21 protein-coding genes and 1 tRNA gene are annotated in these 23,285 nt (G+C 69.0%); 16 read left to right on the top strand and 6 right to left on the bottom strand.

Going from position 1 to position 23,285, the window contains the following annotated elements; all coding sequences use genetic code 11:
* The first annotated feature begins 85 nt into the window (after positions 1-85).
* The 6 genes from hisS (at position 86) to EV139_RS06775 (ending at position 5,940) form a co-directional block, all read left to right on the top strand.
* Entirely contained in the window at positions 86-1,384 is a 1,299-nt protein-coding gene (gene hisS, locus EV139_RS06800; protein ID WP_130453599.1) for a histidine--tRNA ligase, read from the top strand.
* An 88-nt stretch (positions 1,385-1,472) separates the two neighbouring features.
* Complete coding sequence (locus EV139_RS06795; protein ID WP_130453598.1) at positions 1,473-1,907, top strand: VOC family protein; 435 nt, start codon at positions 1,473-1,475, stop codon at positions 1,905-1,907.
* Positions 1,908-2,018: 111 nt separating this feature from the next.
* Positions 2,019-3,299, top strand: a complete 1,281-nt coding sequence (eno, locus tag EV139_RS06790) for a phosphopyruvate hydratase (protein WP_130453597.1) — start codon at positions 2,019-2,021, stop codon at positions 3,297-3,299.
* 33 nt (positions 3,300-3,332) lie between these two features.
* Positions 3,333-3,887: a septum formation initiator family protein gene (locus tag EV139_RS06785; protein ID WP_130453596.1), complete on the top strand. Its 555-nt coding sequence runs from the start codon at positions 3,333-3,335 to the stop codon at positions 3,885-3,887.
* Positions 3,884-4,366: a DUF501 domain-containing protein gene (locus EV139_RS06780; protein WP_130453595.1), complete on the top strand. Its 483-nt coding sequence runs from the start codon at positions 3,884-3,886 to the stop codon at positions 4,364-4,366. The genes EV139_RS06785 and EV139_RS06780 overlap by 4 nt, the downstream gene beginning before the upstream one ends.
* Before the next feature lie 233 nt (positions 4,367-4,599).
* Positions 4,600-5,940, top strand: a complete 1,341-nt coding sequence (locus EV139_RS06775; RefSeq protein ID WP_130453594.1) for an NAD(P)/FAD-dependent oxidoreductase — start codon at positions 4,600-4,602, stop codon at positions 5,938-5,940.
* 93 nt (positions 5,941-6,033) lie between these two features.
* Here the strand turns inward: EV139_RS06775 and EV139_RS06770 are convergent, their stop codons facing one another.
* Complete coding sequence (locus tag EV139_RS06770) at positions 6,034-7,503, bottom strand: helix-turn-helix transcriptional regulator (protein ID WP_130453593.1); 1,470 nt, start codon at positions 7,501-7,503, stop codon at positions 6,034-6,036.
* Between the two features lie 126 nt (positions 7,504-7,629).
* Between EV139_RS06770 and EV139_RS06765 the strand changes: the two genes are divergently transcribed.
* Entirely contained in the window at positions 7,630-9,477 is a 1,848-nt protein-coding gene (locus EV139_RS06765) for a phosphoenolpyruvate carboxykinase (GTP) (RefSeq protein WP_130453592.1), read from the top strand.
* Between the two features lie 326 nt (positions 9,478-9,803).
* Entirely contained in the window at positions 9,804-11,729 is a 1,926-nt protein-coding gene (locus tag EV139_RS06760) for a putative Ig domain-containing protein (RefSeq protein ID WP_130453591.1), read from the top strand.
* Positions 11,730-11,959: 230 nt separating this feature from the next.
* Here the strand turns inward: EV139_RS06760 and EV139_RS06755 are convergent, their stop codons facing one another.
* The 3 genes from EV139_RS06755 to EV139_RS06745 form a co-directional block, all read right to left on the bottom strand.
* Complete coding sequence (locus EV139_RS06755) at positions 11,960-12,691, bottom strand: amino acid ABC transporter ATP-binding protein (protein ID WP_237464432.1); 732 nt, start codon at positions 12,689-12,691, stop codon at positions 11,960-11,962.
* Positions 12,688-13,359: an amino acid ABC transporter permease gene (locus EV139_RS06750; protein WP_130453590.1), complete on the bottom strand. Its 672-nt coding sequence runs from the start codon at positions 13,357-13,359 to the stop codon at positions 12,688-12,690. The genes EV139_RS06755 and EV139_RS06750 overlap by 4 nt, the downstream gene beginning before the upstream one ends.
* A 66-nt stretch (positions 13,360-13,425) precedes the next feature.
* Positions 13,426-14,262, bottom strand: coding sequence for a transporter substrate-binding domain-containing protein (locus tag EV139_RS06745; protein ID WP_130453589.1), 837 nt, complete (start codon positions 14,260-14,262; stop codon positions 13,426-13,428).
* Positions 14,263-14,498: 236 nt separating this feature from the next.
* Between EV139_RS06745 and EV139_RS15955 the strand changes: the two genes are divergently transcribed.
* A complete protein-coding gene (locus EV139_RS15955; protein ID WP_198677482.1) occupies positions 14,499-14,651 on the top strand; it encodes a hypothetical protein in 153 nt (50 codons plus the stop codon).
* Here the strand turns inward: EV139_RS15955 and EV139_RS06740 are convergent.
* Positions 14,644-15,057 (bottom strand): ester cyclase, encoded by a 414-nt coding sequence (locus EV139_RS06740; RefSeq protein ID WP_130453588.1) that lies wholly within the window; start codon positions 15,055-15,057, stop codon positions 14,644-14,646. The genes EV139_RS15955 and EV139_RS06740 overlap by 8 nt on opposite strands.
* 37 nt (positions 15,058-15,094) lie before the next feature.
* Between EV139_RS06740 and EV139_RS06735 the strand changes: the two genes are divergently transcribed.
* The 3 genes from EV139_RS06735 to EV139_RS06725 all read left to right on the top strand — a co-directional run bounded on the left by EV139_RS06735 (position 15,095) and on the right by EV139_RS06725 (position 17,856).
* Positions 15,095-16,345, top strand: a complete 1,251-nt coding sequence (locus EV139_RS06735) for an alanine racemase (protein ID WP_130453587.1) — start codon at positions 15,095-15,097, stop codon at positions 16,343-16,345.
* Positions 16,346-16,389: 44 nt separating this feature from the next.
* Positions 16,390-17,700: a D-arabinono-1,4-lactone oxidase gene (locus EV139_RS06730; protein ID WP_198677513.1), complete on the top strand. Its 1,311-nt coding sequence runs from the start codon at positions 16,390-16,392 to the stop codon at positions 17,698-17,700.
* Positions 17,701-17,783: 83 nt separating this feature from the next.
* A tRNA-Leu gene (locus tag EV139_RS06725) sits at positions 17,784-17,856 on the top strand.
* 125 nt (positions 17,857-17,981) lie between these two features.
* Here the strand turns inward: EV139_RS06725 and EV139_RS06720 are convergent.
* Positions 17,982-18,302, bottom strand: coding sequence for a hypothetical protein (locus EV139_RS06720; protein WP_130453585.1), 321 nt, complete (start codon positions 18,300-18,302; stop codon positions 17,982-17,984).
* 152 nt (positions 18,303-18,454) lie between these two features.
* On the opposite strand from EV139_RS06720, the gene EV139_RS06715 reads away from it, so the two are divergent.
* From EV139_RS06715 to EV139_RS06700, 4 genes are all read left to right on the top strand, one after another.
* Positions 18,455-19,024, top strand: coding sequence for a LemA family protein (locus EV139_RS06715; RefSeq protein ID WP_130453584.1), 570 nt, complete (start codon positions 18,455-18,457; stop codon positions 19,022-19,024).
* Positions 19,025-19,036: 12 nt separating this feature from the next.
* Positions 19,037-19,909: a M48 family metalloprotease gene (locus EV139_RS06710; protein ID WP_130453583.1), complete on the top strand. Its 873-nt coding sequence runs from the start codon at positions 19,037-19,039 to the stop codon at positions 19,907-19,909.
* 213 nt (positions 19,910-20,122) lie between these two features.
* Positions 20,123-21,568, top strand: coding sequence for an MFS transporter (locus EV139_RS06705; RefSeq protein ID WP_130453990.1), 1,446 nt, complete (start codon positions 20,123-20,125; stop codon positions 21,566-21,568).
* A gap of 116 nt (positions 21,569-21,684) precedes the next feature.
* Positions 21,685-23,169, top strand: a complete 1,485-nt coding sequence (locus EV139_RS06700; RefSeq protein ID WP_130453582.1) for an aspartate ammonia-lyase — start codon at positions 21,685-21,687, stop codon at positions 23,167-23,169.
* The last annotated feature ends 116 nt before the right edge of the window (positions 23,170-23,285 follow it).

Below are 23,285 nucleotides of genomic sequence, written 5' to 3'. Positions count from 1 at the left end.
CTTGTGATGCGAGGCTAGCACAACTTGTGCTGCGATCGCGGCTCAAGGTGTGTGCGGCGCCGCGGAGGTGGAAGAATGGACGACTATGGCCAACCCCGTGAACCCGCCGCGCGGCATGCGCGATTTCCTGCCCGCCGACAAGGCTCGCCGCGAGCACGCGCTCGGCATCATCAAGGGCGTCTACCGCGCGCACGGCTTCGACGAGATCGAGACCCCGGTGGTCGAGGACTACGCGCGCCTCCACTCGGGCCTCGGGGGCGACAACGAGAAGCTCTCGTTCTCGATCCTCAAGCGGGGCATCACGCCCGAGGCGCTCGCCGCAGCGGCCGAGGCCGGAGACGTCGAGCAGCTCGCAGACCTGGGCCTGCGCTTCGACCTCACCGTGCCGCTGACCCGCTTCTACGCCTCGCACCGCGCGGAGCTGCCGCCCGTGTTCCGCTCGATCCAGATCGCCCCGGTGTGGCGCGCCGAGCGCCCGCAGAAGGGGCGGTACCGCCAGTTCGTGCAGGCGGACATCGACGTGATCGGGGAGCCGGGAATTCTCGCTGAGATCGAGCTCGTCACCGCCACCTCGCAGGCGCTCGCCGAACTCGGCCTCGACGGCTGCGTGATCCGCGTGAACGACCGCCGCATCCTGTTCGGGCTGCTGGGCCACTGCGGGTTTGCCGCCGAGACCCACGACCGCGCTCTCATCACGATCGACAAGCTCGACAAGATCGGTGCCGACGGCGTGGTGGCCGAGCTGCGCGAGATCGACGCCGCGGCCGCTGACCGGCTTGGCGCGGTGCTGTCCGCCGTCGAGCCCGCGCTCGCCGGCGCGGGCATCCAGCTGACCCGCGACGCGATCGCGGCGGTCCTCCCCGCCGGCGCCGCAGAAGAGGGCATCGCGAACCTCGCCGAGCTCGGCGCCGCGCTCGCCGGCTCGCTGCCCGCAGGGGTGACGGTGTGCTTCGACCCGACGCTCGTGCGCGGCATGGGCTACTACACCGGCACGATCTTCGAGGTCGCGCACCCCGGATCCGGCAGTTCTGTGGGTGGTGGCGGTCGCTACGACGGTATGGTGGGGCGCTTCCTCGGCCAGGACGTACCCGCGGTGGGCTTCTCGATCGGCTTCGAGCGGGTCGTGGACCTGCTCACGCTGCCGGAGACCACGGGGCCCGACGCGGTGGCGCTGGTGTTCGACCCGGACGTCGACTTCGCGCGCCTCGTGGGGCTGAAGCGCGAGCTCGTGGCGCGCGGCCACCGTGTGCGCCTCGAGAAGCGGCAGAAGAACATGAAGACTCTGCTCGCGCGGGTTGCTGCGGACGGGTTCACGAGCATCGCGAACGTGCGCGCGGAGACCGCATCGGCCGCCGACCTCGAGCTGCGCCCGCTCGCCGGCTGAGTCTTGCCGGCACCCCCTTGACCGGCGGCCGGGGCGGTGCGAACCTATCCCCAGAGCCGCACCCGGCGGCCGGATGGGGAGTACCGTCGTGAGCACTCAGATTTTCGTCAACATCACCACCACCGACCTCGATCGCTCGAAGGCGTTTTACACCGCGCTCGGCTGCGAGATCAACCCGCTGTTCACCGATGAGAACGCCGCGTGCGTGGTCTGGGATGAGCAGGTGTTCTTCATGGTGCTCACGCACGAGCACTTCGCACAGTTCACCGACAAGCCGCTCGCGGATCCTGCCCAGTCGGCGCAGGTGCTGATCGCGCTCTCGCGCGACTCGCGAGACGACGTCGACGTGATCGCTCGCGCCGGACTCGCCGCCGGTGGGCGCGAACCGCGCGAGCCGCAGGACTACGGCTTCATGTACTCGCGCACGGTCGAGGACCCGGACGGCAACATCCTCGAGTTCCTCTACATGGATCCGGCCGCGGCCGAGCAGGGGCCGGAGTCGTATCTCGCCGACAAGGCCTGAGTGCGCGCGCGTCGGCGTCGATTCGGTGGCCGCTAGACTATTCGAGTCGGCGACCCCGCCGCACACCGTCGCCCAACTACCCAGCACTGACACACACCTGAGGAGCGCATAGTGGCATTTATCGACGCAGTGATCGCACGCGAGATTCTTGATTCTCGTGGAAACCCGACCGTCGAGGTTGAGGTTGGCCTGACCGATGACTCAGTGGGCCGCGCGGCGGTGCCCTCGGGTGCATCGACCGGCGCGTTCGAGGCGTACGAGCTGCGTGACGGCGATGCCGACCGCTACCTGGGCAAGGGTGTCACGAAGGCCGTCGACGCAGTGTTCGACGAGCTCGCCCCCGCGATCGAGGGCTTCGCCGCCGACGACCAGCGCGTCATCGACGCCGTGCTCCGCGAGGTGGATGGCACTGACAATAAGCAGCGCGTCGGCGCGAACTCGATCCTCGGCGTGAGCCTCGCGGTGGCGCACGCTGCCGCTGCCGCGGCCGAGCTGCCGCTCTACCGCTACCTGGGTGGGCCGAACGCGGCGACGCTGCCCGTCCCGCTCATGAACATCATCAACGGCGGCGCGCACGCCGACACCGGGGTTGATATTCAGGAGTTCATGGCTGTGCCGCTGGGTGCCGAGTCGTTCTCCGAGGGCCTGCGCTGGGGCGTTGAGGTGTACCACTCCCTGAAGGCGCTGCTCAAGGAGAAGGGGCTCACCACCGCGCTCGGCGACGAGGGCGGCTTTGCCCCCGACCTGCCGCACAACGCGGCGGCGCTTGATCTGATCGTCGAGGCGATCACGCGCGCCGGCTACGTGCCGGGCAAGGATGTCGCGCTGGCGCTCGACGTCGCATCGACCGAGTTCTACGCCGACGGTGTGTACACCTTCGAGGGGAAGCAGCGCACGGCCGCCGAGATGAGCGCCTACTACGCAGACCTGATGGCGAAGTACCCGCTCGTCTCCATCGAGGATCCCCTCGCGGAGGATGACTGGGACGGCTGGAAGATCCTCACCGACGAGATCGGTGACCGCGTGCAGCTCGTCGGCGACGACCTCTTCGTGACGAACCCCGAGCGTCTCGCGGACGGCATCGCGCGCGGCACGGCGAACTCGATCCTCGTCAAGGTGAACCAGATCGGCACGCTCACCGAGACGCTTGACGCGGTGCAGCTCGCGCAGCGCGCCGGCTACACTGCCGTGATGTCGCACCGCTCCGGCGAGACCGAGGACGTGACGATCGCGGACCTCGCCGTCGCGACCGACTGCGGCCAGATCAAGACCGGCGCCCCGGCCCGTTCTGACCGGGTCGCGAAGTACAACCAGCTGCTCCGCATCGAGGAGGAGCTCGGTGGGGCCGCAAAGTACGCTGGCCGCGCCGCCTTCCCGCGGTTCACGGCCTAGTCGCCGCGCGGCACTGACGAACGAGACGGCACGGTGAAACGCTGGGCGGGAGACCTCGGGGCCTGGGCTTCGAGTCTGCGCTTCAGTGGCTTCACCGTGCTCGTCGTGGTGCTGGTGCTCGCCGGTGCCGTGATCGTGAGCCCCAGCCTGTCGACGTATGTGCAGCAGCGGCGTGAGATTGCCGAGCTGCGCGAGAGCGTGCGCATCCACCAGGAGGCCGTCTCGGAGATCGATGCCGAGCGGGCCAAGTGGAAAGACCCGGTCTACGTGCGCTCGCAGGCACGGGACCGCCTGTTCTACGTGCTTCCGGGCGAGACGCAGCTCAACGTGATCGACGATATCGTGATGCCCGTCGAGTCCGACGAGGAAACGAGCGCCGAGCTCTCACGCATCCAGGACAACTGGGCGCGTGGTCTCGCGGGGTCGTTCCTGAGCGCCGGCACGATCGCGGCCGACACTGCCGCCGACGCCGCGACTGACGCCGGAGCAGACGCCACCGATGCTGACCCCGCGGCAGACCCCGCCGCGGCGGATCCCACACCCGAAGCAGACCCCGCCCCCGAGGGCACCGAGGAGACCACAGAATGAGCCGCCCGCCATACACCGAGCCCACCGAGGCTGACATTCGCGCCGTGAGCGAGCAGCTGGGGCGCGAGGCCCGCGGCGTCATCGGGATCGCGGCGCGCACCTCTGACGGCAGCCCGACGGTCGTCGCGACCGCGCCGCGGCTTCCCGACGGCTCCCCGTTCCCCACCTTCTACTACCTCTGCCACCCCGAGGCCGTTGCCGCGGCGTCGCGGCTCGAGGCCGTCGGGATGATGGTCGAGTTCAACGAGATGCTCGCCGAGAGCGAGGAGCTGCGCGCGCAGTACGCCGCGGCTCACGAGCAGTACATCGCCGACCGCGATCAGGTGGGCGAGGTGCCGGAGCTCGCGGGCGTGAGCGCCGGCGGCATGCCGACTCGTGTGAAGTGCCTGCACGCCCTCATCGGCCACGCCCTCGCGGCGGGACCCGGCGTGAACCCGATCGGCGACCTCGCGCTCGAGCGCAGCGGCTGGCGCCCCTAGCGGCCCCGGCAGTCGCCGCGGGCGGCGAATATGGATCCGGGGTCCAAATTGTGGGACTCCGAGCGGTTCTCAGGCGAAAAATCGAAGAATCAACGAGATTCTGACGTTTCTCCGTCGAAGTGTCTGAGTGGGACCTGATTGCGCGTTACACTGAATGCAGGGCACGAGTTTGCCCAATCCGCTGTGTCCGTAATGTGGACAGTACCCGCACAAAGTACCAAGGAGACCGCCCCGTGGCGAAGAAGATTCTGATCGTTGGCGGTGGCTACGCCGGCTTCTACACCGCATGGAAGCTCGAGAAGCTGCTCCGTGCCGGTGAGGCCGAGGTCACCATTGTTGACCCGCTGCCGTACCTCGCGTACCTGCCGTTCCTCCCCGAGGTCGCGGCCGGTTCGATCGAGCCGCGGCACGCGGTCGTCGCGCGCCGCCGTCACCTCAAGCGCACCGCGAACATCGCGGGCAAGGTGACCGGAATCTCGCACGCCACGAAGACGGTCACGATCACCCCGAACGAGGGTGAGGTCTTCGACTTCGAGTACGACCAGATCGTTGTCACCACCGGCTCGGTGTCGCGCACGTTCCCGATCGCCGGCATCGCCGACAACGCGATCGGCATGAAGACGATTGAGGAAGCCGTCGCCGTCCGCGACCGCCTCGTCGGCAACTTCGAGCGCGCCGCGTCGCTGCCGAAGGACTCGGCTGAGCGCGCGCGCCTCCTCACTGTCACCGTCGTTGGCGGCGGCTTCGCCGGCATCGAGTCGATCTCCGAGCTGCGCTCGTTCGCGACCAGCCTGCTGCGCCGCTACCCCGAGATTACCTTCGACGAGACGAAGTTCCACCTCGTCGAGGCGATGGGCCGCATCATGCCCGAGGTGTCGCAGCAGACCGCAGACTGGGTGGTCAAGGACCAGACCCGTCGCGGGATCGATATCCACCTCGACACGCAGCTCTCCTCCGCGGTCGACGGCAAGATCGAGCTCTCCACGGGCGAGAACTACGAGTCGGATCTCATCGTGTGGACCGCCGGCGTCATGCCGCGCCCGTTCCTGCGCGGCACCGACCTTCCCATCGGCCCGCGCGGCCACGTGATCGGCAGCCCCACGCTGCAGATCACCACCGAGGACGGCGAAGTGGTCGAGGGCGCATGGACCGCCGGCGACACGTCGCAGACTCCCGACATTTCCGCGACCCCCGGGCCCGGCGGTTTCTGCGTGCCCAACGCGCAGCACGCCGTGCGCCAGGGCCGCCTGCTCGCGAAGAACATCGCCGCGTCGCTGCGCAGCGAGGGTGTGGCCGAGTACAACCACAAGAACCAGGGCGCCGTCGCCGGCCTCGGCATGAACACCGGCGTGTTCCAGTCGGGCAAGTTCGCGATGCGCGGCTACCTCGCGTGGCTCGCGCACCGCTTCTACCACGGTCTCGCGATCCCCACGTGGGAGCGCAAGTGGCGCGTGTTCGGCGGCTGGGTGGGGCACTTCTTCCTGGGCCGCGACGTCGTCAACATCGAGGCGACGCAGGAGCCCCGCGCGATCTTCCAGGAGTTCGCATCGCGGCCGAAGCCGGCAGCGGAGTAGCACTCGCATCAGCACAGCGCCCCGGGAGCCACAGGCTCCTGGGGCGCTGTGCTGTGTGCCGGGCGCCGGAGACCCGGTTCGCTGGCCGGCGGGCTACTTCTCGGGGGCGTGTTTGCTCAGGAACGCGAACATCTCGGTGTCGTCGACGCCGGGGAAAGTGCCGGCGGGAAGCGGTGAGAGCACGTGCGCGTGCATGCGCGCACTCGGCCAAGCTTTCCCCTCCCAGCGTGCGAGCAGACCCGGTTCGGGGGTGCGGCAACAGGCCGGGTCCGGGCAGGTCGAGGTCTTGCGCTCGTGGGTGTCCCGGCCCCGGAACCACTTCGCGTCGTCGAACGCGACGCCACACGCGATCGCGAACGGGCCGAGCTCCGCGTCTCCGGTCTGCACACTTGTCCAGAACGTCCCGTTGGGGGTGTCCGTGTACTGGTAGAACTCGCTCGTGCGGTTCGTGCGGTTGAACGCGGTGCGGCCACCCCACTTGTGACACAGCACCTCGCCCTCGATCGAGCCCGAGTCGTCGCTCGGGAACGGGAGGTTATTGTTTTCGTAGCCGCGCACGAGCGTGCCGGCCCCGTCGGCGCGGTAGTGGTGCACGCGGAGGTCGAGGTGAGTGGTGGCGAGGTTGGTGAAGCGGTGCGCGGCCGCCTCGTGCGTCACGCCGAACGCGTCGCGGAAGTCCTCGATCGCGAGGTTGCGGTTGCGCTTCGCCTGCTGCAAAAACTCGACCGCGCGGGCCTCGGGCATGAGGCAGGCCGCCGCGAAGTAGTTGATCTGGAGCCGCTGTTCGAGAAATTCTGCATAACTTGCCGGTTCGGCGTGCCCGAGCACGCGGTGGGCCATCGCCTGCAGCGCGAGCGAGCGCAGACCGTGGCCGCCGGGGATCGAAGCCGGCGGGAGGTAGATGCGGCCGTTCTCAAGATCGGTGATGCTGCGCGAGTTCGAGGGGAGATCGTCGACGAAGATCAGGGTGAAGCCGAGCAGCTCGGCGAGCATCGCCACCTGCCGGTGCGTCACGGCGCCCGTGGTGTGGCCGATTCGGCGCATGAGGTCGGAGGCGATCAGCTCGATGTCGGGAATGTAGTTGTCTTGCTCGCGCATCTTCAACCGGATCGCGGTGTTCATGCGGCGCGCCTCCTCTGAGGTCGCGGCGGCGGCGCGGGAGCGCCGCGCGAGCTCACGGTGCAGCCCTACGAGCGACTCGAGCGCGTCGTCGCCCAGCGTGCGCGGCGTGCGCACGTGGGGGAGACCGAGGCGCTGATAGCCGGGGCCCGCCTGTGCGCGCTCAAGCTCGATCTCGAGCGCGCTGCGCTGATCGGGCGCTTCCCCGGTGAGAAACGCCGCCGGATCGACGGCGAGCTCGCGGCCGAGCGCCTGCAGCAGACTGAGCTTTGGCTCGCGGCGGCCGTTCTCGATGAGGGAGAGCTGGCTCGCGACCACGCCGACGCGCTCGCCGAGCTGCTCAAGGGTGAGGCCGGCGTTCGTGCGGAAGTGACGCAGCCGCTTGCCAAGCACGAGGCGGTCGAGTTCGACCTCCGAGGCTGGAGAAATGCTGTTCGGTGCCATAAGTTGACTATACGGCAAATTTCTTAAAAGTTTACAGCCGATTTGGTGAACGAGACGTGAATTTGTTCCTCAGAATGGAGATGTCACCGATTCTTCACCAGAGTGAGTTCTGAGGAGCACGACCACATGGGCATCAGTCAGACCGTCGAGACCGCGCCGTCAATCGCGGATCTCGTCGCCGCCGAAGCGACCACGTCAAACACCGAAGTGCTGCAGTGGGTAACCGAGGTTGCCGAGCTCACGAAGCCCGACGCTGTGGTGTGGTGCACGGGCTCGCAGGACGAGTGGAACCGGATCACCTCCGAGATGGTCGAGGCGGGCACACTGATCCCGCTCAACAAGGACCTCCGCCCCGGCAGCTTCCTCGCCCGGTCGCACCCGGCCGATGTGGCGCGTGTTGAGGATCGCACGTTCATCTGCTCCGAGAACGAGGCAGACGCCGGCCCCACGAACAATTGGATGGCGCCAGACGCCATGAAGGCCGAACTCATGCCCCTCTTCGACGGCGCAATGCGCGGGCGCACCATGTACGTCGTCCCGTTCTCGATGGGCCCGGTCGGCGGCGCGATCACGCAGCTCGGGATCGAGATCACCGATTCTCCCTACGCCGTGCTCAACATGCGGATCATGACCCGCATGGGGCAGGCCGCACTCGACGGCATTCTCCCCGGGGGCGAGTGGGTGCGCACCGTGCACTCGGTCGGCGCTCCGCTCGAGATCGGCGAGGAAGACAGCGCCTGGCCGTGCAACGACACCAAGTACATCACGCACTTCCCGGAGACGCTTGAGGTCTGGTCCTACGGCTCCGGCTACGGCGGGAACGCACTGCTCTCGAAGAAGTGCTTCGCGCTGCGCATTGCCAGCGTGATGGGCAAGAACGAGGGCTGGCTCGCAGAGCACATGCTGCTCCTCAAGCTCACCAACACCGAGACCAACAAGGCGTACCACCTGTCGGCCGCGTTCCCGTCGGCCTGCGGTAAGACGAACCTCGCCATGCTTCAGCCCACGATCCCGGGCTGGAAGGTCGAGACCATTGGCGACGACATCGCGTGGCTGCGTCCCGGCCGTGACGGCCGCCTGTACGCGATCAACCCGGAGGCCGGCTTCTTCGGCGTCGCCCCCGGCACCGGTGAGACCACCAACCCCGTCGCGATGGAGACGCTGTGGGGCAACACCATCTACACGAACGTCGCGCTGACCGACGACGGCGACGTGTGGTGGGAGGGGAAGACCGACGAGGTGCCCGATCACCTCATCGACTGGCAGGGCAACGAGTGGACCCCGGACTCCGGCCGCGTTGCCGCGCACCCGAACTCCCGCTTCACCGTCCCGATCCAGCAGACCCCCACGCTCGCGCAGGACTGGTACGAGCAGAACGGCGTGCCGCTCGACGCGATCCTATTCGGCGGACGTCGCGCCACGAACGTGCCGCTCGTCGCGCAGTCGCTCTCGTGGGACCACGGCGTATTCGTCGGCGCAACGATCTCTTCCGAGAAGACCGCCGCGCAGGAGGGCACCGTTGGTGAGCTGCGCCGCGACCCGTTCGCGATGCTTCCGTTCTGCGGCTACAACATGGCCGACTACTGGGGCCACTGGCTTGAGATGGGCGAGACGCTCGGCGACAAGGCCCCGAAGATCTTCCAGGTGAACTGGTTCCGGAAGGGCACCGACGGTCGCTTCCTGTGGCCCGGCTTCGGTGAGAACTCCCGCGTCATCGACTGGGTGATCCGCCGGGTCGAGGGCGACGTGACCGGCCGCGAGACCGCGATCGGCACCGTACCGGCCGACGGCGAGCTGAACCTCGACGGCATCCGGGTGCCCGAGGCGGACATGGCTGAGCTGTTCGCGATCGATCCGGCCTCGTGGCTCGCTGAGTCGGACCTGACGGAGGAGTTCTTCGCGCAGTTCGGAGACCGCCTCCCGGGCGCCCTGCAGGATCAGCTCGCGGGGCTCCGCTCCCGCCTCGGCGCCTAACCCGCGCCGCTGGCACCCCGCAGCGTCGCTGGGGGTGCCACTCACAGACTGTAAGCCCCGCCGTTCTGCCCAACGGCGGGGCTTACTCTATTTGTGGGCGATAACACTCAGTGTCGTGCTCCTTTACCCCCCAGTTGTACTCAGCCCGGGAATCTCCTCATACCGTGAGTGTTGTGGGGGCTTCTTCCCCCATGCTCCGCGCCACACGCGGAGGTCATGTCGTGCGTCTCGCCGCAACCGCGGGGTGCGCGGTGCCCGTAGGGGGCAGAGGGGAAGTTCTTCGCATGGGGAGTACACGATCGCATCGCACGATACGCACTCGGGGCATGATTGGTGCAACGCTGGGCGGCGTTCTGGCACTGACGCTCGCCGCACCCACGTTCGCCCTCGAGATGCCCGGGGAACCCAGCGAGGTGACGGCTCCCGTCGCCCGGGCGGCGACCACCTCGTTCACCCCGGACCTGCAGACCGAGATCCACATCGCGGACGAATCGCGCCCGAGCGACTTCGTTTCTTCCCCCGACGGGGCAACCGGCTACGTGGTGAGCGACGAGAGTAACGAGTTCGTGTTCATCGACATGGCCTCGCGCACGGTGAGCCAGCGGATCGAGCTCCCCGCGACCGGCGCCGAGTACATTCGCCTCACCGCCGACGGGAGCCGCGCCTACATCGCACTGACACAGGGCACCACCACGACCGGGATCGGCGTGATCGACCTGGTCGCCGGCACACTGATCGAGACCTTCACCGAGGTGCCGCCAATGATTGAGGAGATCGCGATCTCACGTGACGCGCAGACCGTCACCGCGGTGGACCTCGACGGGATCCTCGTGCGGCTCGACGCGCACACGGGGGCAGAGCTTGCGCGCGTGGAGCTCCCCGGCGTGAACTACCACTCGCTCCAGCTCATCAACGGTGACACGCAGCTCCTCACTGGCCGCGGTGACCAGGTGCTCACGCTCGACGCCAGCACGCTCGCACAGCTCGACTCTGCGACCATTGCCGGGCTCAGCTCGATCGGCACGCTGCGCGCCGACGGTACTGACGAGCGCGTCTACTTCGCGGACAGCTCGGGAAGCCGCCTGGGCGTGTTCAACCCGGCCACCGGCGAGACGGTCTCCTCCGTCGCCGTGGGGAGCCCGATGCACGAGGTGATCGGCTACGACGAGCTTGACCGCGCGTTCGGCAACGTCCCGTACTGGGACCTGCTCATGGCCGCCGACTTCACCACCGGCGTGCGCTCCGAGAGCTTCCGGCGCACCCCCACCGCGCCATTCTCGATCAACAAGAACCCCGTGACCGGCGAGATTCTCTCCGCGAACGGCGGCTGGAGCAACGCCGAAAAGGGCAGCACCGTGACGATCGTGAACACCCCGAGTGTCACCGACCCCGCGGACGCCACGATCACCGACCCAGACGAGCTGGTGCGCTTCGAGACTGAAGCGGTGGGAATCAAGCGCGGCAACGGTGGCGGCATTATCTGGCAGAACTCCCCGGACGGGGAGACCTGGACCGACATCGAAGACGCGGTGGATGAGCAGTTCGAGATCGTGGCAACGGCGGAGGCGCGCGAGCTGCAGTACCGCGTGCGCTGGCGCGACGACTTCTGGGGGCAGAGCGGCGCGAGCGCCGCGGCGCGGATCGTCGCGCCCGCGCCGGCGATCACCTTCGACGGGCCCCTCGCCGACGGCACCGTGGGCACCGCGTACCCGGACACCGTGATCACCGCGACCGGGTACGCCGACCTCAGCTGGGCCGTTGCCGACCCCGCGGCGGACGCTGCCGCGGCTGCCGGAGCCGGTGCGGCCGCCGACACCGCGGGGCTCCCCGCTGGAATGGCGGTAGACCCCGCAACCGGGACGCTGCGGGGCACCCCGACGGCCACCGGCACCTACACGTTCACCGTCAGCGTGACGGACGCGTTCGGCACGGACGCGCGCGACTACACGTTGACGGTGGGCGCCGGCACCACGGGCCCGATACACCCGACCGACCCGACCGGCCCGACGGGACCGACGGGCCCCAAGGATCCGGCCGATCCGGCCGATCCGGCCGATCCCGCCGATCCGGCAGACCCGAACGCCCCGATCGACACGGCGGGAGAGCTGCCGGCCGCGGTGGACACCGCGGGAGCGCCCGGGACGCTCAGCGAAACCGGGGCGGGTTCGCCGCTCATGATCGCGGCAGCGGCTCTCGGCGCGATCGTGCTCGGCGCCGCGGGGGTGCTCGTCGCCCGCAGGCGCGCAGCCTAACCTCGGAGCGTGGCGTGTAGTGCACCGCACTGCACCGCATCGCAGCGCACTGCATCACAGCGCACCGGGCTCGGGGGAGGATTTCCCGGCCCCGGCCCCGGTGCGCTGTGCCGCCCCGTGTCGATCGCGGATCGCGCCCGTGCGCCTGTGCGCCTGTGCGCCTGTGCGCCTGTGCGCCTGTGCCGATCGTGGCTCGCGACCGCGCGCCGGTACGATCGATGCGCCGCGGGCTACTGCACTTGCCGCAGGAACGCGCGCGTGCGCGGCTCCTGCGGCGCGTCAAACACCTCCGCCGGTGTGCCGCTCTCAACGATCACCCCGCCGTCCATGAAGAGCACTCGATCCGCCACGCTCCGTGCGAAACCCATCTCGTGAGTCACGACGACCATCGTCATTCCCTCCTCCGCGAGCGCCTGCATCACGGCGAGCACCTCGCCGACGAGCTCCGGATCGAGCGCCGAGGTGGGCTCGTCGAAGAGCAGGATCTTGGGTTCCATCGCGAGCGCGCGGGCGATCGCGACGCGCTGCTGCTGCCCGCCGGAGAGCTGCGCCGGGTACGCGTTGGCCTTGTCTGCGAGCCCCACCTTCGCGAGCAGCTCCTGCGCGCGTGCCCGGGCCACCGCCGCGCTGATGCCGCGCACCACCCGGGGCGCGAGCGCCACATTTTCGAGTGCGGTGCGGTGCGGAAACAGATTGAACTGCTGGAACACCATCCCAATCTCCGCGCGCACGCGGTCGATATTGACGTGGTCGGCGGTCAGCTCCTGACCATCGATCACGATCGAGCCGCTCGTGCTCGCCTCCAGGCGGTTGAGGCAGCGCAGCAGCGTGCTCTTTCCCGAGCCGGACGGTCCGATGACGCACACGACCTCAGACTCGGCGACGCTCAGCCCGATCCCGCTGAGCACCTCCGCGTCTCCGAACGATTTTCGCAGCCCGCGCACGGCGATGATGGGGGTCATGTGTGGCGATCCAATCTGCGCTCAAGCACGTTGAGCAGCTTCGACAGGGAGAGCGTGATCACCAGGTAGAAGGCGGCGACCGTGGTGTAGATCTCGACAGCGTTGAAGTGGCTGGCGGCGATGAGGCGGCCCTGGAAGATGAGCTCCGGCACCAGGATCACCGAGAGGAGCGACGTGTCCTTGATGCTGATGATGAACTGGTTGCCGAGCGGCGGGATCATGCGCCGGAACGCCTGCGGCCAGACCACGTGGACGGCGGTGTTGAACCGCGTCATTCCCAGTGACCTGCCGGCCTCGGTCTGGCCGCGGTCGATCGATTGCACCGCACCGCGGACGATCTCCGCGATGTAGGCGCCAGAGTTGAGCCCGATCACGATCACGCCCGCGACGAGCGAGGGGAGCGTGTAGTTGATGAGGAGCGGCAGCGCGAAGTAGATCCAGATCGCCTGCACGAGCACAGGGGTGCCGCGGAACAGCTCGATGTACCCGACGCTGAGCCACACCACGGGGCGCAGCGTGCTGAGCCGCCCGAGGCCAGCGAGCGCGCCGAGGGCGAAGCCGATGGTGAGGCCGGCGACGGACACGAGGAGCGTGTAGCCGAGGCCGGTGGCGAGGGCGGGGAGAAACGCGATGACTCCGGCCCAGTCGAAGGAGGCGATGATGCGCATGTGCGTGACCGCGAGGCCCCTGGGGCGGGCGCGCCGTTGCGACCGCCCCGGGGCGTTCCGGGTGTCCTACTTCGCCATTCCGGCGAGCTCGTCGAGCCAGGCCGGCTCGCCGCCGAACCACTCCTCGTAGATCTGCTCGTAGCGGCCGTCGTCGATGATCTTCGCGAGCGCGGCATTCACCGCGTCCACGAGGTCGTCATTCCCGGGGGCGACGGCGATCCCGTACTCTTGCGCCTCCAGGAGCCCGCCGACCGTCTTGAGCTTCCCCTTGCCGGTGGTGCTGATGTAGTACTCGACGTTCGGCGCGTCGTAGAGCACCGCGTCGGCGGTGCCGCCCTCGACCGCGAGGTACACCTGATCGAGTTGCTCGTAGGGGAGTGCGGTCGCGGTGGGGACGTGCTCGGCGAGGTACTCGAGCGGCGCGGACCCGAGGCGTGACGCGACCGTTCGATCCGCGAGATCACCGATCTCGCGGATATCGGTGTTGTCCGCGGGGACGCCCACGATGATCCCTGACCGGTAATAGGGGTCCGAGAAGTCGACGGTCTTGCGGCGCTCGTCCGTGATGGTAATCCCGGCGATGGCGAGGTCGAAGGCACCTGTTTGGAGGCCGGGGATCACGCCGTCGAAGTTGGTGGTCTCGAGCGTGATGGCAAACCCCACCTCGTCGGCGATCGCGGTGATGAGGTCGATGTCGAAGCCGACGTGCTCCCCGTCGCGGTCGAACTCGAACGGGACGAAGGAGCTGTCTGTGGCGACGACGTAGCTGTTGAGGAGCTCGACATCGGTGGCCGGGGCAGACTCGCTCGTGTCTCCGTTCGACGCGCACGCTGTTGCTGAGAACAGGAGCGCTCCGGCGGCGAGAGCGGCGAGAAATTGTGCGGTGCGGTGCGAGTGCGGCAACGATGCGGCCTTTCGAGTGCTGGCCCCCGCGCCCCACGGTACCCAGCGCCGGGTGGGCGGTCAACCGCGCGCCGCCCGCGACGGGCCGGAGTGGCGTGCATCGCCGTGGAGGGCGGCGTCGCGTTCCGGCGGCGTCGCCTGATCACGCGTGTGATCGCGCCGCGGCGGCGTGCCCCGGCCGCAGGTCACATTCTCATATCGACCGCTTCGGGCGGCGCTCGCGCTAGGCTGCTCCCGTGGTCTTTGCGAAAACCCTCCTGCTCATCGCGGTGCTCGTCGTCGTGCTCGCGGCGGTCGCACTGCGCGTGCGGGCCTGGCGCGCGCGCCGAGCCGCAGCCCGCGCGGCGTGGCAGGCCGAGGTGGAGCGCGCGGTGCGCGACGTCAGCTGAGCTGAGCGCGCAGCCCCGCGGGGTCGAGCTGGATCCAATACTCCACGATGCGGCCGTCCGCGACGCGGTACACGGCGCTGCCGACGGTCTCAAGCGCTCGCCCCGTCGGGGCCACGCCCGCAATCTCGCCGACGTGCGTGCCGTGCTGGGTCCACCGGGCGTAGCCCCGGTCCCCGTCGATGAGGAGCTCGTCGATCCTGAACTCGAATGCGCCGAACGCCTCGATCATCTCCGCCACGTGCTCGGTGTAGTTCGCGGGGGAGCGCTCGACGGTTTCGCGCGCACCGGAGCGCACCTGATGCGCGAGCACCACGGGGGCCAGGTACTCGCCGGCGACCTCGGGCGACCTGCCGCTGCGCACCTCGGTGAGGAAGCCTCGAATGGTGTCCGCGGTGTTTCGTGCCATGCGGATCAGGATATCGCCGCGGGGATACACTTCGTGCATGACACTCGATCTCACCAGCCCCGACGTTGTGGCTGCGGCCGGGGCTGCGCCCTGGGCCGATCCCGATCTCCACTGGGCGACCCTGAACGCGGCCACGCTCGACCGCGCGGCACCGGTGGTCGCGCTCAGTGTTCCGGCACTGCGTCGCAACGCCGACGATCTGCTGCGCCGGGCCGGCGGGGTGCCGGTGCGTGTGGCGAGCAAGTCGGTGCGCTCCCGGGCGGTGCTCGACGCGGTGCTCGCGCTCCCGGGATTCGGCGGTGTGCTCGCCTACACGGTCGCCGAGGCGCTGTGGCTCGCCGAGACCGTCGACGACGTCGTCGTTGCGTACCCGAGCGTCGACCGCGCGGCGCTCGCGCGGCTGGGGGCGTCCGCCGAGCTCGCGGCGCGCGTCACCGTGATGATTGACGATCCGGCGCAGCTCGACCTCATCGACGTGATTGCCGCGCCGGGGTCGCGCGCGCCGATCCGGGTCTGCCTCGACTTCGACGCGTCGTGGCGCTCGCGCGCGCTCGGGCACATTGGCGTGCGGCGCTCCCCGCTGCGGCTGCCGGCGGAGCTTGCCGCGCTCGCACGCACCGTTGCGGGCCGGCAGGGGTTCACGCTCGTGGGCGTGATGGCCTACGAGGCGCAGATCGCCGGCGTTGGGGATCGCCCCGGCAACCCGGCGGAGGGGACGGTGCTCCGCGCAGTGCAGCGCGCGAGCGCGGCCGAGCTTGCCGAGCGCCGCGCGGCCGCGGTGGCCGCGGTGCGGGCCGTGGCGGACCTCGAGTTCGTGAACGGCGGCGGCACCGGATCCGTCGAATCGACCGTGGCGGAGCCGGCGATCACGGAGGTGGCCGCGGGAAGCGGGCTGTACGGCCCGCACCTCTTCGACCACTACACCGGCTTCGACGTTGCCCCGGCGCTCGGCTTCGCGCTCGACGTGGTGCGCACCCCGACCCCCGACCGGGTCACCCTGCTGGGCGGAGGCTGGATCGCGTCTGGTCCCGCCTCCGCTGACCGGCTCCCGCTGCCCGTGTGGCCCGCGGGGCTGCGCTACGAGTCGCGCGAGGGCGCCGGCGAAGTGCAGACGCCGCTGCGCGGGGACGCCGCGCGCGGCCTGCGCATCGGCGACCGCGTCTGGCTGCGGCACACGAAAGCGGGGGAGCCAATGGAGCACACGGCCGAGGTGGTGCCGGTTGGCGCCGACGGAGTTGCCGGCGACCCAATTCCGAGTTACCGCGGCGAGGGGAAGTGCTTCCTGTGAGCGCGCAGCGACCGACCCGCGTCCCCGCACGGTCGCAGTCGCCCGTGCGGCCGCAGAGCCGCTGGCAGAACTGGGCGCGCACCGAAACCTCTACGCCCGCGCTGACCGTGGCGCCGAGCTCACCGGAGCAGGTGGTGCTCGCCGTGCAGCGGGCCCGGGAGACCGGTCACACCGTGAAGCCGATCGGCGCCTCACACAGCTTCACCGCGATCGGGGCGACCGACGGGATCCGGATCGACCTCGACCGGATGCGCGGCCTGGTGTCCGCTGACCTCGCCCGCGGGCGGGTGACGCTGCGCGGCGGCACCCGACTCTGGGAGCTGCCCGCGATCCTCGGCCCGCTGGGGCTCGCGCTGCCGAACATGGGCGATATCGACCGCCAGACGATCACGGGCGCCACCCAGACGGGAACGCACGGCACCGGCCTCGGCCACGGCGGCATCGCCACCGGAATTGTGGCGCTCGAACTTGTCACCGGGCTGGGGGAGACGCTCCGGATCGACGCGGACCACCACCCAGAACTGCTGCACGCCGCGGCGCTCGGCCTCGGCGCGCTCGGCGTCATCACGGAGCTGACCCTGCAGTGCGTGCCGCGCTTCCTCCTCGAAGCGGTCGAGGCCCCCGCGCAGCTCGATGAGGTGCTCGACGGGTACTCGGCGCGAGCGCGCGCGGCCGACCATTTCGAGTTCTTCTGGTTCCCGCACACTCGCAGCGTGCGCACGAAGACGAACACGCGGCTGCCGCTCGACCACGGCAGCGAGCCGCTCGGCGCCGTGTCGCGCTTCATTGACGAGGAGCTCGCCAACAACCTGGCCTTCGGCGCCTGCGTGGGGGTGGGGGCGCTGGCGCCGGGCGCGACACCGGCGATCAACCGCTTCGTGGAGACGCTGTCGAGCCGCCGCCGCTACGTTGACGAGTCGCACCGCGTGTTCGTCACGAATCGGCGCGTGCGCTTTCGCGAGATGGAGTACTCGGTGCCGCTCGACGCGGTCCCCGAGGTGATGCGCGAGCTCGGCGCCCTGATCGAGCGCCGCGACTACCGCGTCTCGTTCCCCATCGAGGTGCGCGCGGCGCCAGCGGACCCGCTCCTGCTGTCGACCGCGCACGGCCGCGACTCCGGGTACATCGCCGTGCACCGGTACCACCGCGACCGCGACCTCGGGTATTTCCGCGACGCCGAGGCGATTCTCGCGGCGCACGACGGCAGGCCGCACTGGGGCAAGATGCACACGCAAGACGCGGCCGCGCTGCGGGAGCGCTACCCGGGCTTCGCGTCGTTTGGTGCGATCCGCGACCGGCTCGATCCCGATCGGGTGTTCGCGAACGACTACCTCACGCGCGTGCTCGGCGCGTAGCCCCGGCCGGGGTGCCCGGCGGCCTCGTGGCCGGGTGCCCGGCGGCCTCGTGCCCGGCCGCCCGGCTTGTACACTGGCGCAGGGCCCCCATAGCCCAATGGCAGAGGCAGACGACTTAAAATCGTTTCAGTCTGGGTTCGAGTCCCAGTGGGGGCACTGCGCTTGCCGGTGAGCTGCTGCTCTGCCGCGGTCTGGCCGCGCGAGACCCGTGCAGGGGCGGCGTGTGCTCGGCGCGTACTCGGCGGTGTGGCGGGCGTGCCGGCACGCGGCGGATCTGATCCCTACGCAGCGCCGGTGGGGCCGCGGTGCTGCTGCGCGGGGCGGCCGGACGGTACGCGCCGCCGCACCCCGGGCGGGTGCCCGCTGCCGTCTGGAAGCTGATCCTTGCGCGGCCACGGCACCGCGTCGACCGCGGCGCGCAGGGAGGTGTGGATGCCGACCATCCGCCGGTCCGCGTCCGCGAGCGCCCACGTGAGGAGGAGGTAGCGGGCCTCGCCGCCGGTGTCGGTGACGCGCTGCACCACCGCCTCGGGCGTCCCCGGGGTGTTGCGCAGCACCACCCACGTGTTCGTGTCGTACCGGATGACATCACTGAATTGCACGCTGCCCCCATTCGAAAGTGTGTTCGAACAGCGTACGTGTCGCGGCTGACATTTGGGTGGAGCGGGGGAGTCCCAGATCCGACACTGCGCCGGTCGGTGAGTTGAGGTCAATCACACAGCCATTTCCGGGTGAACTTGGATAGTATTCACCCATGTCTGGTGGATTGATTGCCACGCTGATTATCGTCGGCGTCCTTGTTATCTTGATCGGGTACGTCTGGGTGACGTACAACTCGCTCGTGACGCTGCGCGTCCGAGTCGACGAGGCATGGAGCGACATCACCGTGCAGCTCAAGCGCCGCGCGGATCTGATCCCCTCCCTGATCGAGACGGTCAAGGGGTACGCGGCGCACGAGAAGAGCGTGTTCGACTCGGTCACCAAGGCGCGCGCCGAGACCATCTCGGCGCAGGGACCGGCCGAGGCCTCTCAGGCCGAAAATCACATGCAGGAGGCGCTCAAGAGCATCTTCGCGGTCGCTGAGGCCTACCCGCAGCTCCAGGCGAGCCAGAACTTCCTCCAGCTGCAGAGCGAGCTCGTCGACACCGAGAACAAGATTCAGGCTTCGCGCCGCTTCTTCAACGGCGGCGTGCGCGAGCTGAACACCAAGATTCAGGTGTTCCCCAACACCATCTTCGCCCGGGGCATGGGCTTCACCGAGCGCGACTTCTTCGAGGTCGCCGATGTCGCAGCGATCTCCGAGCCGCCCCGCATCCAGTTCTGATCCGGGAGGACCGTGTACAGCGCCATACGACGCAACAAGGTCAACAGCTTCCTCGTCATCCTGCTGTTTATCGGCATTGTGGGCGGGCTGGGCTGGTTGGCCGCCGCGATCTACCAGTCGCCGGGCATCGTCATCACCGTCGTGGTGATCTCGATGGGGTACGCCCTGATCCAGTACTTCATGGCGGGCAAGCAGGCGATCTCGATGAGCGGGGCGCAGCGGATCACGCAGGCGGACAATCCCCGGCTCTACCGGATCGTCGAGAACCTCGCGATCACCACCGGCACACCCATGCCAGAGGTCTACATCGTGCACGATCCGGCACCCAACGCGTTCGCGACCGGACGCGACCCTGAACACGCGATGGTCGCGGCAACCACCGGCCTCCTCGACATCATGACCGATGCCGAGCTCGAGGGGGTCATGGCGCACGAGCTCGGCCACGTGCGCAACTACGACATCCGCGTCTCGATGATCGTGTACGGGCTGGTGGTGGCGGTGGGCATGATCGCCGACGTGCTCGTGCGCATGGCGTTCTTCAGCCGAAACAACAACAACGGCAACCCGATCGTGCTCGTCTTCGGCCTCGTCGCCATGCTGGTCGCGCCGCTCGTGGCCACGATCGTGCAGCTCGCGGTGTCCCGCCAGCGCGAGTATCTCGCGGACGCCACCGGTGCGCTCACCACGCGCCACCCCGAGGCGCTCGCGAGCGCGCTGCACAAGCTCTCCGAGTACGGGCGGCCGCTGCAGAAGCAGCAGTCGAGCATGGCGCACCTCTGGATCGCGGACCCGCTGAAGCCCGGCATGATGCAGCGCCTCTTCGCAACGCACCCGCCGATCCCGGATCGGATCCGCCGCCTGCTCGACATGGGCGGCAAGTTCTAACACCGCGCGCAGCCCGGCGCCGCGGCTTGGACCGCTGGCCGCCGGCGCCGGTACCGGCGCTCTCAGCGTGGGCGCGGGCTCTGGAGCTTGGGCCCTCGGATCTGCGGCCCCGGGCTCGCCCGCCCCGCGCGCGGTGTACCTGCCCGCACGCGCGGCGCCCGGCAGGAGTAGGGTTGAGGAAGCCGAAGGAGGTCGCCCACACCCGTGTCAAGCATGTTCCGCTCCCTCTCCGTGCGCAATTACCGCATCTGGTTCGTCGGAGCGCTCGTCTCGAACATCGGCGCGTGGATGCAGGCAACCACCCAAAACTGGGTCGTGCTCACCGAGCTGACTGACACGAACGCCGCGGCCGTCGGCACCACGATGGCCCTGCAATTCGGCCCGCAGCTGCTCCTCGTGCCGTTCAGCGGTGCAGTTGCCGACCGCTTCGACCGGCGCAAGGTGCTGCTCGTCACGCAGTCGCTGCTCATGCTGCTCGCGTTCGGGCTCGGCGCGCTCCTCGTCAGCGGCGTCGCCGAGATCTGGCACCTGTACGGTTTCGCGCTCGCGCTCGGCATCGTCAACGCGTTTGACACCACCTCGCGCCAAGCGTTCGTCTCAGACCTCGTGGGCAACGACCAGCTCTCCAACGCGGTCGCCCTCAACTCGGCGTCATTTAACTCAGCCCGACTGGTCGGCCCGGCGGTGGCTGGCGTGCTGATCGCCGCGGTGGGCTCAGGCTGGGTGTTCATCATCAACGGCTTCTCCTTCCTCGCCGTGCTCGGAGCGCTGCTGCTCATCACCGCGCGCCGCGTGCCGCCCCCGGCTACGGCCCGGCGTGAGTCGCAGCTGCGCCAGCTCATGGCCGGGTTCCGGTACGTGCGGCGCCGCCACGACCTGCTCGTGATCTTCGTGATCGTGTTCCTCGTCGGCGCGTTCAGCATGAACTTCCCGGTGATGTCGTCGACCATGGCCGTCGAGTTCGGCCGCGGCGCGGGAGACTACGGGCTTCTCTCGTCGATTCTTGCGATCGGCTCGCTCTCCGGGGCGCTGCTCTCGGCAAAGCGCCCGGCCGCGCGCATGCGCGTCGTGATCATCTCGGTCGGCGGGATCGGGATCGTGAGCCTCATCGCTGCGTTCATGCCCACGTTCTGGACGTTCGCCGCGACCCTCGTGTTCCTCGGCCTCGCGATCTCCACGATGCTCACCACCGCAAACGGGTTCGTGCAGACCACCGCCGATCCCGCGGTGCGCGGCCGGGTGCTCGCGCTCTACATGGCGATCCTCATGGGCGGCACGCCGATCGGTGCGCCGCTCGTCGGCGCCGCCGCCGACGCGCTCGGGGCGCGCTCGACCCTGATTATCGGTGCGATCGCCGCACTACTCGCGTTCGCGGTCGGAATGACCTGGCTGCTTACTGAACGCGGCCTGCGGTTCCACCGCGACGGCTGGAACTGGCGCGTCACCCACGTGGGGCGCCCCGGGCTCGAAGACAACCCCGCGCAGCAGTCTGAGACACTCACCGCGCCGATCTCGGTGCTGCGACGCGACCCGGACCTGCTCGGGGAATCGGCGCCGCAGGAGCTCCCCACCGGCGTGATCCGGGTCGATCCGGAACCGCTCGACGATACCCGTGATCCGGACGAAGAACCGGATCCGGACGCCGCGCCCGCACGGTAAGAAACGCGCGCGCTGTGGAAGCTTCGGGGAAGCTGGCTGCGCTCACTTTTGCGGGGTAGGCTTGGTCCGTCCCAGCGGCACGGCCGCACCCTTTCCAACCATGGAGCAGATACCCGGTGAGTGACTTCCTGTCCGCCCAGACTCGCACTGAAACGGACTCTCTCGGCAGCGTCGAGATCCCGGCCTCAGCGTACTGGGGCGTGCACACCGCCCGTGCGCACGAGAACTTCCCGATCGCACGCCGCCCGATCTCGGTGTACCCCGACTTCATCCGCGCGTTCGCGTGTGTGAAGCAGGCTGCCGCGCGCGCGAACCTCGAAATCGGGGCGCTCGACGAGCAGCGCGCCACCCTCATCGATCGCGCCTGTGAAGAGATCAAGACGGGGATGCTGCACGACCAGTTCGTCGTAGGTGTGGTGCAGGGCGGCGCCGGCACGTCGAGCAACATGAACGCGAACGAGGTCATCACGAACCGCGCGCTCGAGCTCGCCGGGCACGCGAAGGGTGACTACGCGTACATCAACCCGAACGATCACACGAACCACAGCCAGTCGACCAACGACACGTACCCCACCGCGATCAAGATTGCGCTCGCGTTCTCGCTGGGTAGCCTGCTCGAGGAGCTGCGCCTCCTCTCGGAGTCTTTCGCCGCCAAGGGGCGCGAGTTCTCGCACATCATCAAGGTCGGCCGCACGCAGCTGCAGGACGCCGTCCCAATGACCCTGGGCCAGGAGTTCAACGCGTTCGCGGTGACCCTGCGCGAGGACATCGAGCGGCTGCAGGAGGCCGTCTCGCTGCTCGGCGAGGTCAACATGGGCGCCACCGCCATCGGCACGGGCATCAACGCGCCGAAGGGGTACAAGGAGGCCGTGATTCGGCACCTCCGCGACATCACCGAGCTCAACCTCGAGACCGCGGGCGACCTCGTCGAGTCGACGAGCGACACCGGCGTCTTCGTCACGTTCTCCGCGGCCCTCAAGCGCAGCGCGCTCAAGCTGTCGAAGATCTCGAACGATCTCCGCCTGCTGTCGTCGGGCCCGCAGGCGGGTCTCGGCGAGATCAACCTGCCCGCGCGTCAGGCCGGCTCCTCGATCATGCCGGGCAAGGTGAACCCCGTAATCCCCGAGGCGGTGTCGCAGGTTGCATACGCAATCGCCGGATCGGACGTGACCGTGTCGATGGCCGTCGAGGCGGGGCAGCTGCAGCTGAACGCGTTCGAGCCGATCATCGCGCACTCGCTCTTCCAGTCGATCACCTGGCTTGAGCGCGCCTGCCAGACGCTGCGCATCAACTGCGTCGACGGAATCACCGCGAACGAGGACCGCCTTGAGGACATGGTGGCCCGCTCGGTCACCGTCATCACGGCGCTCGCGCCCGTGATCGGCTACGCCGAGGCGGCAAAGCTCGCGAAGGAGGCGCTCGCGACCAACGCGAAGGTCTCCGAGCTCGTGGTGTCGCGTGGCCTGCTCGATCAGGCCGAGCTTGACGACATCCTGCAGCCGTCGAAGCTCGCGGGCCTCGCGCCCGAGACCGACGCGATCGACATCATCCCCGGCGCGCCGCAGAAGCTCGAGGCTGACGCGGACGCCTCGGACGACTAGCGCGCACACCCAAAGGGGCCGGCGGGAGGAAACTCCCGCCGGCCCCTTTTGTGGTGCTCGCCGTGTTGTCGAAGCTGGTGCGTTGCCGCGGCCGCAGGCGCAGCCGCGGATCGCGG

This window comes from Leucobacter luti (assembly GCF_004217175.1).
GTDB lineage: Bacteria > Actinomycetota > Actinomycetes > Actinomycetales > Microbacteriaceae > Leucobacter > Leucobacter luti.
This window is presented reverse-complemented; position numbering and strand designations above follow the sequence as displayed.